Below are 14,453 nucleotides of genomic sequence, written 5' to 3'. Positions count from 1 at the left end.
GTAAGTTAACTATAATTAGCAAAGAATGGAGAGTTAAAGAGTGTATAAAAAAATTATTATATTATGCGTTAATATTTGCTTATTAATTAATATGATTATGTTTAATGTTAAGTGTATAGATGAGTACAAATATTTACCATATAAACATGATAAAGTGATTTATTTAACTTTTGATGATGGACCTAGTCCAAATACAAATAAGGTTCTGGATATATTAAATAGAAATAATGTTAAAGCTACATTTTTTGTAATTGGAAATCAAGTAGAAATGCATAAAGATGTTGTAAAAAGGTTAGAAAGGGATGGGATGTGTATTTTACCACATACAAATTGCCACAATTATAGAAAAATTTATGATACAGCTGATGATTATTTTATTGATTTAAACAGTTGTGTAGTTAAAATAAAAGATGTTATTCTAAAAGAGCCTGTTAATTTCATTAGATTTCCAGGGGGTGTTAATAACGAGTTATTAAGAGAGAGTGTTTTAGATGAGATCAAAAGTAAATTTTTAGATAATAAATATTATTTTATAGAATGGAATGTATATGGTTTGGATGCTGAGAGAGTTCCTGAAAATTCAGATACGATATATAATTCTACTATTAACCAGCTTAGTAATAAACCAAAGGCTATAGTTCTTTTACACGATGGATATGGTAATATAAATACTGTTAATTCATTGGAGAGAATAATATTATCTGCGAAACAACTTGGATATAAGTTTAGAACATTAGAGGATATAACTGAAAAAGATTTTGATTATTTTATTAAGAAATCTGTTATAAATAAAGGAGTAAGGTGATAATTTTTATTTGTAATATTTTGGGGGATTAGTATGTTTAAATTGTTAATTAGTATTATTTTTTCTTTGAGTGTTATTTTTACAAGTGTATCAGCGGAGGAGATAAGTGATTATAAAGTTTATGGAGAGTCGTATGTAGTTATAGATGGAAACAGTAATGAGGTTATTTTATCAAAAAATGCAAATGTTAAAATGTATCCGGCTAGTATCTCAAAGCTTGTTACAGCTATTTTATTAGCTGAACATAAAAATAAAGAGGATATGTTGTTTTTTAGTGCTAAGGCTAAGGATATGCCAGAATATTCTGTAAATTTAAATTATTCTTCTATTGCTGTAGGTCAAGAATTGAGTGCAGATTTTGTTATGAAATCTATACTTATATTTTCCGCAAATGATATGGCACAGGTTGTTGCGGATAATTTATCTGATGAACTGGGAAAACCTTTTGAAGATATAATGAATGATAAGTTAAAAGAATTAGGACTTAAAAATACATATTTTAAGAATGCTGTTGGACTTCATGATGATGAGCATTATTCGACTGCTTATGATTTAGCATTACTTTTAGAGGCGGCACTTGGTTATGAGTGGATACGAGAAACTATTTCTATTAAGGAAACAAGTGTTTCTTTACCAAATGGATCTATTATAGTTTATAAAAATTCTAATAAATTATTGGGCATAGATGGTATGATTGGTGGTAAAACGGGTTATACATCTAGGTCAGGAAGAAATCTTGTAGGTGCTTTTGAGAAGGATGGGAATTTATACATAATTACAGTTTTAAAGTCTGTATATGATGCGGAAGATTCCTATGTATTTAGGGATATGTATAATTTAATGGAGATGGCACAAAACGAGGAAAAATCGTTATTATATGAAAAGGGAAGTATTGTTTCTGAAAGTTTTCCATTAGAGTATAAGCTTTTTGGATTTTTTGGACCTAAGAAAATTGCTGAAGTTCCATTAATTTTAGATAATGATGTATATATGTATGATAATGACTATAATAAAGAGAATTTATCTACTAATATTTATTTGAAAAATAATATTAATATTTTTACCGATATTAATAAATCGATTGGAACTTTTGAAGTTTCAGTTTTAGATAGTAAGTCATCTTATAATTTAACTGTAGATATGATGCCAATTATTATGTCAAATATTTTGGTTTATGCGTTGTCAATATTGTTAATAATTGTTATTATAGTTCTTGTAATAGTTATTATTAAGAGAATACGAAACAAAAAAAGAGTTAAACGAATATTTTAGTTTATGCTGCTGTTTTATTAAACAGCAGCCATTTTTCATTAATATTGCAATATTAAAATTAATGAATATAATATAATTAGTGATATAGTAAATTTTGGAATTTTTCGTAGTAAATCTTAATATATGAGACTAGTTTTTACTAAGGACGTGTAATTCTATGAAGATTAAGAAAATTAATATAAATAATTTCGGTTTAATAAATAAAAAGAATTTAAATTTGGAAGACGGTATTAATATTATTTATTGTGGAAATAATCAAATTAAGTCTATTGTTCAAAATTTTATAGTGTGTTTCTTGTATGGTATGGATGATGAAAGAAAAGTATTTAAAAGTGTATTTAGACGTAAGTATTCTCCGTTTTTCATGGATAAAACAAAAGGAGAACTCATCGTTGAAATAAATAATATTGAATATTGTATAGATAGAACATTTGGAAATTCAAAGTTAGATGATACTAGTATTGTTAGAAGAGTTATTGATAGTGAAGAAATACTCAATGTTGATTTAGATCAACCTGGCAAGACTTTTTTAGATATAGGATTTGAAGCTTTTAATAGAACTATGTTTATAAAAAGTATGGATGAATTTAATGTTCAGGATAAAAATTTTAAGTTGATGAGTGATGTAGCTAAAATTAAAGAGAATTTCGACAATAGATTTTCTTTTGACAGATCTATTGAATTAATAAATAAAGCTAAGTGTGTTATAAGAGATATAAAAATATCTGAAAACTTAAGTGAGTTATATGAAAGATATTCAGATTTAAATGAAAAGTTACATAAGGCAATTGAGGCAGTGAATTTAAATAATATAGATTATTCTAAGTTAGATAGCTTAAAGAAGAGAAAAGAATTGTTACTAAGTAAATATTTGTTAATAGAAGATGAACGTAAATATTTTAAATATCTTGAGATTAAAGAAAATGTAAATAATATTTTGAGTATAGAAAATGAGATTAATAAAATTAAACAAGATATTAAAAATGCAAATGATGGTATACCTAAGATAAATGAAAAAATGATAGATAGTTCAATTATAGAAGATATTATCAATAAATTTTCTGATTATAAGGAGTGTAAAAAAGAGATTTTAAATGTAAATAAAATAGATATCGATGAAGAGTCTAATGCTATAAAGAGATTTGAGTATTTAAATAAAGAACTTGATAGATATTCTGACATAAAATCTAACTTTCTTTTTTATTCAGAAAGAGTTAAAAAAATTGAAATGTTAAATAAGGAAATAGATAATATAAGGGGAAATGGAAGACTTGCGTATTTACTTAAGCAATATAAGTTAATTTCGAGAGTTAGGAAAAATAAACAAAAAAGTAATGATTCAAAGTTGTATATAGCCATAGTAATAGTATCAATTTTAATAACTATTTTAGCGCCCTTATTTAAAATTAATGTTAATAATGTAATTTTAATTAGTCTAATTGCTTTTGGATTAATAGGCTTATCATACGTTTATATGGTATTTAGGGATTATAAAGATATAGAAGATAGAGAGATACATAGAAAAGCAGGTAAATTTTATGAATTCAAGGATCAAATATCAAAATTAGAGAAAGAGTTGTATCCGTATTATTACTATAAACTTAGAATGGATATTGAAAATATAAAAAAGATAGAGAATGAGTTAGATTCATTAAGTTATAGATTTAAGACTGGTGATTTATCTTATACATCTGTAATTAAAGATTTTAAAAAAAAGGAAGATGAACTTTTAGAGATATTAAGTAATTTTGGATTTAAGGATATTTATATTAAGGATATAGAGAATTTTATTGATAATATGAAGTTTAAGTTAAATTATAAATTTAATATTGAAAGAGAGCTAGAAATTAAAAACAATGAACTTTTAGAAGCACTTAATGGTAAGGAAAAAAGTGAGTTAATAAATGAACTATCTATATTTGCAAAATATTCTAATATTGAAGTATCTAAAGATAAAGATCTTGTAGATAAGGAATATAATATTTTAAAAATTGAACTTAAAGAGATAGATGATGATATAAACTATTTAAAAGATAGTTTAAAAGGTGCAGAAACGAATAAAAATAGAGTAAGTAATATAAATGATGAGATACTTAATCTTAAGAATACGATTTTATATTTAGAGAATAAGATAGCTAATATAGACATATATAGGAATAAAATTACTGATATTTATTATGAGTTTATGGATACCTTATCATCACAAATATCTAGTAGAGTAGAATATTTAATTAAGTATTTAACAAAGGATTCTATAAGTACAAGCAAAAAAATTTATAAATATGATAGGGATAATAGTTCAATTCTTCTTAAGGAGAAACTTGGAATTGAATTTTTAAGTATTGGAATGTGGGATCTTATATATTTTGCTTTGAGGATTACTATTGCAGATTTTATTTATGAATATAAGGGTGAGATTCCTCTTATCTTAGATGATTTATTTTTAAAATATGATTCTAATAGGATGAAGAAAGCGCTTATGATACTTGAGAAATATTCAAAAGATAGACAAGTTATTTTATTTACATCTACTAAGAGAGAGATGGATTATCTGAAGGGAAATGCTTATATTATAAATATTTAAAGGGATTAACTTATTTAAGTTAATCCCTTTTTTAGTTTAATAAAACTTCTTTTTTGTTTGCATAAAGTCTAGATAAAAGTATTGGGGTAACTATAGTAGTTAGAATTACAACTATTATGAGAGGTGAAATTAGGTTTTCGCTGAGTATTTGATTAGCTATTCCAATATTTATAATTATTAATGCAACCTCTCCCCGAGAAATCATCCCAGCTCCTATACGTGAAGAATCCATAAAATTATATCCTAATACTTTTGATGTTATAAAGCATGAAATGAACTTACTTAATGCTGCGCCTATAAATAGAATTAAGGTAAATATTATTACGGTCTTATTGAAAGATGATAATGTTGTCTGCATTCCTATACTTGCGAAGAATATAGGAGAGAATATGAAATAACTTAAATAGTTGAGTTGTTTGTAAACTGTGTGTTGGAAGACATATTTAGAAAATACAATACCAGTTAAATATGCTCCTATTATAGAAGTAACATGAAAAAACTCCTCACTAATAAATGCTATTGCAAAACATAATATGAGAGCATATAAAGGCATCCTGTGTTTGTGGTCTTTATTTATGCTTAAATTATTTAAGAATGGAGGTAAGAACTTAATTAATAAGAATACAAATACAAAAAATAAAAGTAATCCTATTATAACTGATTGTATTTTAACTTCTTGTCCAAGTGATCCTCCAAAAAGTGTTAGAATAAATACTCCTAAAATATCATCTATGATCGCAGCTCCCATAATTGCAGAACCAGATTTTGATGAAAATACTTTAAGATCTTTAAGTGTTTGAGATGTTATCGATACAGATGTTGGAGTGAATATAATTCCTAAGAATAAGCTGTCTAAATAAGATAAATTCATTACAAAATATCCAATTGAAAATCCTGCGATTAAAGGAATTATAACTCCGAGTAAGGCTATTAAGAAAGAAGATAAACCAACCTTTTTTAAATGGTCTATATCTGTTTCTAATCCTGCGTTAAACATTAAGAGTATTACACCTATATTTGCTGCATATTCCCAGAACGTATCGTATGAAACTATCTTTAGCACTGATGGACCTAATATAATTCCAGCAATTAAAGCTCCAACAACATTTGTAAGTCTTAGTTTATTTGTTATAGATCCTAAAAATTTTGTAAGTAATAGTATTAAACATAATTCAATTAAAAAATTAGGACTCATGGCTCCTCCTTTTAATTTTTAAAAAATTTTTTAAATATAAAGTTTATTAGTTCTTTCATTTCAATTTGGTAATCTGAAATTATACTAGACATAATGAAACTACCTAACCCAATTGTTATAAAAATATCTTTAATATCTGCAATAAATAAATTATGTATATGTAAAAAATCTAAGCTACCACCCCAGAATATTTTGTCTATAAGAGAGCATAAACCACCTGAAAATAAAAGTATAAAAGTTAATTGGTTCATAGAATTTAATTGTTTCTTATAGGAAATATATTTATATATAAAAAATATAAATAATAGAATTAAAAAGTTCAAAGCTATAAAAATTATGAATGGAGCATTTATATTAAATCTAGATGCTATAAATGATCCTTTATCGTTTAAATCTGGTGTGATAGATAAATAATTTGGTATTAGATTTATAGAATTTATATTATTTTCGTCGAATATTGCAGAAATAGTTAACTTAGATAATTGATCAATTGAAAATAACACAGATATTGTTATTGCTAAATATGTGTTATTAAGAATTACAGATTTCTTGTAGTACATATAAAATAAATACGAAATAACAAGTAACAGCAATGCAGGTAATAAGTTCATTATTATGCTATATGTATCTGAAATATTTTTTGATATTAGTTCAAACATGTAATAAACAAGCCAAAGAGAGGGATAAACCATGAGAAAATGAATTAATTTTAATTTTTTGTTCATTAAGTCATCTCCAATCTATGATTATTTATATCGATTCATTAATATAAATTATAATTATAACAAATAAAAAAATAAATCAATCTATTTAAAAAAAATAATAACTATTTATATTATTGAATATTTTATGTGCATTATGTATAATATGAACATACTTTTATTTATAGTTATTGTATGATTTATAGTGTATAGTTATCTATATATTTATCCCTATCTTAATAAATTTAGTAGTGTAGTTTAGTTTTTTTATTAATTTATAACTATTTTAACGTTTGATGATTGATTTATAAAATATCTTTTGTAATGCCTTAGTTTGATTAAATTTATAGTAGAGCATCTGAATTTAGGTGCTCTATATTGTTTTTTAAATGATATAAGCATGATATTTTATACAATAAAAAACAAAATATTAAGGAAAATAGAGAAAATAGAAGATAAATACAATATAATACCAAAAATATTAATTAAATGAAGATATATAAATATGTTAAAAAAAGATTACAAATGTTATTATTTAACGGAGGAAGAATCACAACATAAGTTTCAATAATGATAATAAGATAATAAAAAATAATTTTTAACTTTGTTTTGAAAATTAGGAGGACAAGTATGAAATCTTTTAAATTAAGAAAATTAGTTGCAGGTATTGCGATGCTAGCTATGACTTTGTCAGTTTTACCTACTAATGTAAGAGCTAATGCAGCAGCAATTACAGATGGAAGATTTGAGAATAATTGGACTTTAAATAGTGGGAATTATATAAATTCATTTGTAAATGGAAGTGGTCAGGTTAAATTAAGCAGTGATGCTAAGAAAACAGAAGAGAGCGTTTTTTCTATAGAAAAGCTTGAAACAAAAGTTTTAACTTCTAATACGACTGTTGCCTCAAATAATTCAGAAAAAATTTATAAAGCTGATGAAAATGAAGGTGGAGTTGTAAGATTTGGTATTAGATTATCAGGAGAATTAGAAAGAACTCTTAGGAGAGCTATTGATGATGCGGTGTCTGAGCATAGGGGTAATGTGAATACTGTTAATGCAAATAGACATAATAATGGAGTTGCAATAAATACAAATAAACAGTTGCAATTAGCTGAAAAATTATTGCAAGCTTTTGATGTTGCGGGTTATAGAAATAGCGATGTTAGGTTTTTAATCACATATACATTAAATGATGGTAGGGTTAGAACAACAACTGCAAGATTAAGCGATCTTAGTTTGGACATGCCTGCGACATCAGGAATTTCTAGTTCTAGTGATTTAAGATCTTTGGTTGATGATAGTGGTTTAATATATGTTACACTAAGAGGACTTCCAACAAACGTTACAATAACCAACGTTGAGATAGATTCTAGAGATAAATTAACAGTGGCTACTAATGCGGGAATTAAAACTGTTAATGGACAAGATCAACTTGAAGCTACAGCTTACTCAGTGCAAAATAGCATTTCGTATAATGCAGGCACTGCTGTAATACCTACTGCTACTTGGACATTAACTGATGCTTTATTTGCAAAAGTTGGTAGTTATGATCAATATATACCATTATCAACTGGTAGAAATAATGTAATTGATAATGGCGAGCATATGTTTGTTAAGGCTACAGGATCTACAATAACTTTGATAGATATCTTTAGAGATACAAATAAAACTATAACAGGAGCTACTGTAGTTGATAGACGTGGAGATAGTTATAGTGCTCAAGTTGGAGATTTTGAAATTGGTAAGATTACTTATAGCAATGGTACAAGTGATACAGTTGACCACGATAAAAGGTATAGAGATCTTAAAATAGGTGGATTGAATTCAAATACTACTTATGATTTTGAATATATAGATGTTCATTATACAATTGATGGTGATCAAAGAACTCAAAGAATAAGATTTGATGATAGAAAAGCTGCTAACTATGTAACAGGAAATAAGTATTTGAGTGTATCTACAAGTAATTATCAGGCTTCACAAGTGCTTGGATTTGATAGATTAGTAAAAGGAGATTTATTATATCAAGCTAATGTTGGATTGAACAAATTGACTTATTTAGTTAAAGTTGATGATGTTACTAATTTAGAAAGACTTGAAGTTAGAGGATTAAGAGCAGATGAAACTTACACAATTAAAAATGTTAAGTCTGAAGATGGTAAAAAAGAGAAATCTAACTGGTTTGCTGTAGAGATTTCTAATTTAGATACTAATAGGACTTATGATTTCTTATCAATTGAAACTGTTTATAATGAGAATGGAAGAGAGAGGTATGGAAATCCGATATCTTTAGGAAGAAATAATTCTATAAGTGGAGATTCATTATTCCCATACTCTAGTACAAATATTGATGGTAATGTAAACTATAATTACTTTGCAAAAACAAATAAAGATTATAAATCTGAGTTATGGATAGATTCAGAGCTTAAATATGAGCAAATTCCAGGTGGGGTAAAATTCTATGGAAGAATTAAGGATGCTGATGATATTATAAATGGTGTTAATGTTTATGTAAATAATGGTGGAAACTACGAGAAAATAGATGATTCAAAGGTTAAGCTTGAAACAAATTACAGAGTTGTTAAAGGTTTAGATGTTAATGGTAATGGTAGCGTATCCGGAGTCTATAATTTTAGCTATCCATTGTTAGAGAGTAGAGATAATACTGTTATACAAGGAAGTGAAAGTAAAATTGAGTCAGCTTCCGAAATGGTTGAAATTACTATAACAGGAATTGAAGCAGGAAAATCTAAAGACTTTAGATTTGAATTCTCAACTACAGAAAATGGAAATAGAGTATCATCTATAAGAACTGGGGAAGTTGGTTCGTTTGGTTCAATACCAGCTAGTGGAACAAAAACTCAACAGTCTATTACTAGATATGCAACTGGAAGAGCTGGAACTACAAAAGTTGAAGTTTCAACTTCAAATGTTAGTGTAACTGGTGTTACTACAAGTACAGCAGTAGTTAATGCTTCAATTAAAAATACTGATAAGGAAATGATATCTGTTGAAGTTTCAGGAACTGGAGTTAATGGGATCAAAGCTACTTATAATGTTGAGAAAAATGTAATTGAGTTATCAGATCTTAAATCTAATACAGAATATACAGATCTTAAATTAACATTAAAATATGGAGATAAGAGTACAACTTTATCTGTTCCAACATTTAAGACAAGCACTCAATCACAAAGTGAAACAGGTATTGCTGGATATGTTACAAGAGTATATAGAGCATTCTTTAATAGAGAGCCTGATAAAGAAGGTTTAATGTATTGGGTAAATAAGTTAGCTACTAAGGAAGAAACTTTAAAAGGATTCTTAGGACAACTTTCATTTACACCTGAATTATTAGAGAAGAATTTGACTAACACTAAGTTTGTTGAGGCTATGTATGCTATAGTAGATAGAGCTGGAGAGACTGAAGGAGTTACTTTCTGGACAGCTGAAATTGAGAAGGGTATACAGTCTGGAGAAACTCAAAGTCAAGCTAGAGCTTCTGTTGTGTCAAGAATGTTAGATACTGATGAAGTAAGATCGATGGCTGATAAATTAGGAATTAAATTTGAGTAATGTTTAATGAAAATAAAGTGAAGTTCATATGAACTTCACTTTTATTTATTTTTTAGGAAATCATCTATTTGAGCTCTTAAAGGAAGTAAAATAGATTTAATTGCTTCTATATTTTTAGGTGAGGTTATTTGATTGAAATAATAAAATGCTCTTGTATAATCTCTGAAACTTAGATATATAATCCCTAGAGTGTGTAGTACATGTGAATAGCTTCCATCTATTGTATTAACTTTATTTGTGATATCACCTATAGATTTTACCATTGAATTGATTTGATCAAATTTATCACTCATTACAGAATCATTCTCAAGTATAAGTTGAAAATAAAAGCTGTCTAGTGAGTTTGGTATTTCATATTCCATAAGATCTATGACTTCTTTTAATAAATCATATTTCTTATGTGATACAGCTATTTTAGCTAAAAGTGTTAGTATATTGTAATAAAAGTTTTCGATAGAATTTTGAGTGTGTTTTAATTTTAATCCTGATTTTAAGATTTTTATACATTCGTCTATATCGTGTCCTAATATATTTTTTTCACGTCCGAGAAAATAATACCATCTAATTTTATTAGGTTCGAGTTTTATCATCTTTTCGAGTATTTCAGTATTTCTTTCAGCCTTATTTTTGTTTTTAAATATTTCTGGGTGATATCCATCATGAAGAAGTGTTAAGTTAAGCATGATATAATTGATTTCTGATTCATTTTTAGATACGATTTCTTCATGAATTTTACCATCAAATTTCATTTCATGTTTTTTATTAAATATTCTCTTTGTGGTATTTATTTTTTGTCCAAGAGAATCTATTGTAGGAGAAAATACTAATGGATGTTTCTCGTTTGAATTAAAATTGTTAAATATTGAAATTACATCTTTTATGAGATAAAATTCATCTGTTGGGGTTTCATCTGCATCTATAGATAAGATCCAGTCATTAGTAGATTTATCTATTAGTAAGTTTCTTGAATATGCAAAATCTTTTCTCCATTTGTCTCTATATAATTTAACATTTGGGAATTTTTCTTCAATTATTTTTACCGTATTATCTGTTGATCCTGTATCTAAAACTAGGATTTCATCAGCAAAAGTGGAAACAGCATTTAGGGATCTTTCAATACAACGTTCTTCATTAAATACGATTAGATTTACACTTAGTTTTATTGGTGTATCATCAGAAAAAATATTTATTAATTCTATTAGGTTCTCGTTAGTTAAGTCATCTTTATAGTTTATATAATCATCATTTATGAAAAATTTTAAAATGCTAGGGCATGTACCATTTATTGTGCTTAAAAGTTTTATACGTTTGGTTAATTTATTTTCAAATTTTTCATCAATTGGGAAATTATCTGTCTTTAGTTTGTGAAGTACATATTTGTGAAAATTTAAATTAAACTTGAAATAATCTGTATCGATACTATTTATTATAGAATCTATGATTATCATAGTTAACCACCTTTCAGATTTTAATTATAAAAATTTATTATTATATTTATTTCAAATGATATAAAATTATATCATTAAAGGATAATGTTTACAATTAGATTGAGAAGGAGCTTAGAGGTCTTTTATGTGTAAATAAAAATAAAAGAGATGCACTTATTGCGCCTCTTATTTTTTAAAGTTTATTTCTTCTGATTTATTATCTATATTAATAAATGTTTTTGAAGGAATAGTATTTGAAATTATTTTTCCATTTCGTATTGAGTATAGTACTGAGCTTCTTTTTTGAATGATGTCGTAGTCGTTATTACCATTAAGTATTATTAAATTTCCAGGGTTTCCTTCCTTTATTCCATAACTATCTTGTATGTTCAGAGTTTTAGAACTATTATGTGATATAAATTTAAGTGAATCATTTATGTCATCATATCCCATCATTTGGCAAACGTGTAATCCCATGTGAAGAACCTCCAGCATATTTCCAGATCCGAGGGGATACCATGGATCGAAAATATCATCGTGACCAAAGCAAACATTTATTGAAGATTTATTTAATTCTTTCACTCGGGTAACACCTCTTCTTTTAGGATAAGTATCGAATCTACCTTGAAGATGTATATTCACAAGTGGATTACACACAAAATTGATTTCACTCATCTTGAGGATTCTAAATAATTTATAGGTGTAGGCATCATTATATGAACCCATTGCAGTTGTGTGACTTGCAGTAACTTTATTTTTTAATCCAGTTTCATATGCACGAGTTGCGAGTACTTCTAAAAATCTTGATTGCTCATCATCAATTTCATCGCAATGTACATCTATAAGTTTGTTATATTTTTCAGCTAAGGAAAAAATTAAATCTATAGATTGAACGCCATATTCTCTAGTAAATTCAAAATGTGGAATTCCACCTAAAACATCTGCTCCAAGTTTTAAAGATTCTTCTATTAACTCAGAACCATTAGGATAGGATAAAATTCCTTCTTGTGGAAATGCGACAATTTGTATTTCTATAGATTCTTTAAGTTCTTCTTTTAGTTCAATCATTGCTTTCATTGCAGTTAAGTTTTTATCTGTAATATCAACATGAGTTCTAACAAATTGTATACCGTTTGCTATTTGCCATTTAATTGCTTTTTTTGCACGATTTTTAATATCTTCATGTGTTAAGAAGTTTTTCCTTTTATTCCATACTTGTATCCCTTCAAAGAGTGTGCCACTTTTATTCCACCTAGGTTCACCAGCTGTTAATACAGTATCTAAATGAATGTGTGGCTCTATAAAAGGAGGGTGTGCTAAATTAAAGTTTCCTTCTATTATGTCTTCATTTTTAAGAGGTATTAAATTATTTGAGATTTCATGGAATATACCATCCTTAATTCTTATGTCATAAACGTCTTTTTTTCCTTTGAGTTTTAAATTTTTAATTAACAATATTACACATCCTTATCCTTGAAAATTTTCATTCCAATAATATAAACAATTATTGTTGAAATAATAGCATTTATAGCAGGTATACCAAATGATATAAAGTTTGAAACTAAAAATCCAATAATGAATGATATTATAGCTATTGGATTAATCTCTTTGAATTTAGTAACTTCTATTTTATTGTATTTGAGTTTTTTTATGAAAAAGTAATCTGCGATGACAACACCCCCAATTGGAGGCAGCATTGAGTTCAATAAAGTTAGGAAAGCTGTAAAATTATTATTAATCCATATAGATCCTAGAGTTCCAATTAAACCACTTATTAATACCAATTTACTCTTTTTAACTTTTGTTATATTAGAAAGTCCGAGTCCTGCTGTATATATTGCATTATCATTTGTTGTCCATATATTAAGTCCGAGTACAATTATAGCTGGTATAATAAGTCCTTGAGAAAACATTACATCGGCTATGTCAGAATTTCCAGTAACCATTGCACCAATTGCACCAAACAAGAACATTAAGGAGTTTCCGATAAAGAAAGCTATTACTGTTGTTGATACTGCGATTTTCTTTGTCCTTGAAAACCTAGTAAAGTCTGGAGTAACAGTTCCCCCACTTATAAAAGATCCAATACATAAGGTTATTGCAGTTATTAAATTCATTGGATTTGTCGGAGTGATACTATATAGTTTACCGAATCCGCCAATTGATTGGAGTGCTATAAATAGTGATAAACCACCGAGTATTGCAATAGCAGGTACAGCGATTGCACTCAATATAGTAAGTGATTTCATTCCAAAGTAGGCAGTACTAGTCATTAGAATTCCTGTTATTAGAACAATAACATAAAGATTTATATTGAATCTATTTGATATGGGTATTGCAAACATTGAAATACCTACACCGAACCATCCTATTTGAGTTATGCTTGTAATAAATGATGGGAGATAAGATCCCTTTAATCCAAATGAATATTTAGTTAATAAATGTAGTGATAATCCAGTATCAGATCCTATGTATGATAATAATCCAGTGTATATAGATAGAATTAAGTTTCCAATTAATATAGATTTTAGGAAGTCATTTAAACTGAGAGAGACTCCAATAGTTGCACCTGTTAGCATACTTGCAGAAAAAAATGTAAATCCTAGCATTACAACAAATATTGAAAATAATCCTTTTCTGTCATTTGGATCTACAGAAGATAAAGAATAATCTATATCTGACATTTTGTTTTTATTCATTTAGTCATCTCCAATTATATTAAATTTTTAGTAAACTAGCATAAAAAAATAACGACCAAAAGGCCGTCAAAAAATGAATTATCTTAAATTATATAAAAAACATATTCGTATAAGGCCTTGTTAGTCTCTCTGGACTAAAATTAAAGGACTAGTTTTCTTGAAAGATATTATATACTTAATTGTGATTATAAATC

The 14,453-nt window shown here is 26.9% G+C and carries 9 protein-coding genes; 4 read left to right on the top strand and 5 right to left on the bottom strand.

What is annotated here, in order from left to right; all coding sequences use genetic code 11:
- The first annotated feature begins 40 nt into the window (after positions 1-40).
- The 3 genes from SFBMNL_RS06430 (at position 41) to SFBMNL_RS06420 (ending at position 4,661) form a co-directional block, all read left to right on the top strand.
- The gene (locus tag SFBMNL_RS06430) at positions 41-805 is read left to right on the top strand and encodes a polysaccharide deacetylase family protein (RefSeq protein ID WP_007441121.1); all 765 of its coding nucleotides are present in this window, start codon (positions 41-43) and stop codon (positions 803-805) included.
- 33 nt (positions 806-838) lie between these two features.
- Positions 839-2,077 (top strand): D-alanyl-D-alanine carboxypeptidase family protein, encoded by a 1,239-nt coding sequence (locus SFBMNL_RS06425; protein WP_042294916.1) that lies wholly within the window; start codon positions 839-841, stop codon positions 2,075-2,077.
- Between the two features lie 157 nt (positions 2,078-2,234).
- A complete protein-coding gene (locus tag SFBMNL_RS06420) occupies positions 2,235-4,661 on the top strand; it encodes an ATP-binding protein (protein WP_042294914.1) in 2,427 nt (808 codons plus the stop codon).
- Between the two features lie 31 nt (positions 4,662-4,692).
- Here the strand turns inward: SFBMNL_RS06420 and SFBMNL_RS06415 are convergent, their stop codons facing one another.
- Positions 4,693-5,856 (bottom strand): cation:proton antiporter, encoded by a 1,164-nt coding sequence (locus SFBMNL_RS06415; RefSeq protein ID WP_005805392.1) that lies wholly within the window; start codon positions 5,854-5,856, stop codon positions 4,693-4,695.
- Between the two features lie 11 nt (positions 5,857-5,867).
- Positions 5,868-6,581, bottom strand: coding sequence for a signal peptidase II (locus SFBMNL_RS06410; protein WP_042294912.1), 714 nt, complete (start codon positions 6,579-6,581; stop codon positions 5,868-5,870).
- 606 nt (positions 6,582-7,187) lie between these two features.
- On the opposite strand from SFBMNL_RS06410, the gene SFBMNL_RS06405 reads away from it, so the two are divergent.
- Positions 7,188-10,133, top strand: coding sequence for a DUF4214 domain-containing protein (locus SFBMNL_RS06405; RefSeq protein ID WP_014018048.1), 2,946 nt, complete (start codon positions 7,188-7,190; stop codon positions 10,131-10,133).
- Positions 10,134-10,174: 41 nt separating this feature from the next.
- On the opposite strand, the gene SFBMNL_RS06400 is transcribed toward SFBMNL_RS06405, so the two are convergent.
- The 3 genes from SFBMNL_RS06400 to codB all read right to left on the bottom strand — a co-directional run bounded on the left by SFBMNL_RS06400 (position 10,175) and on the right by codB (position 14,259).
- A complete protein-coding gene (locus SFBMNL_RS06400) occupies positions 10,175-11,581 on the bottom strand; it encodes a glycosyltransferase (protein WP_005805398.1) in 1,407 nt (468 codons plus the stop codon).
- A 165-nt stretch (positions 11,582-11,746) separates the two neighbouring features.
- Positions 11,747-13,015, bottom strand: coding sequence for a cytosine deaminase (gene codA, locus SFBMNL_RS06395; protein WP_042294910.1), 1,269 nt, complete (start codon positions 13,013-13,015; stop codon positions 11,747-11,749).
- Positions 13,016-13,017: 2 nt separating this feature from the next.
- A complete protein-coding gene (gene codB / locus SFBMNL_RS06390) occupies positions 13,018-14,259 on the bottom strand; it encodes a cytosine permease (protein ID WP_042294908.1) in 1,242 nt (413 codons plus the stop codon).
- Positions 14,260-14,453: the final 194 nt, after the last annotated feature.

Origin of the sequence: Candidatus Arthromitus sp. SFB-mouse-NL (genome assembly GCF_000709435.1) — a bacterium.
Classification (GTDB): Bacteria; Bacillota; Clostridia; order Clostridiales; family Clostridiaceae; genus Dwaynesavagella.
This window is presented reverse-complemented; position numbering and strand designations above follow the sequence as displayed.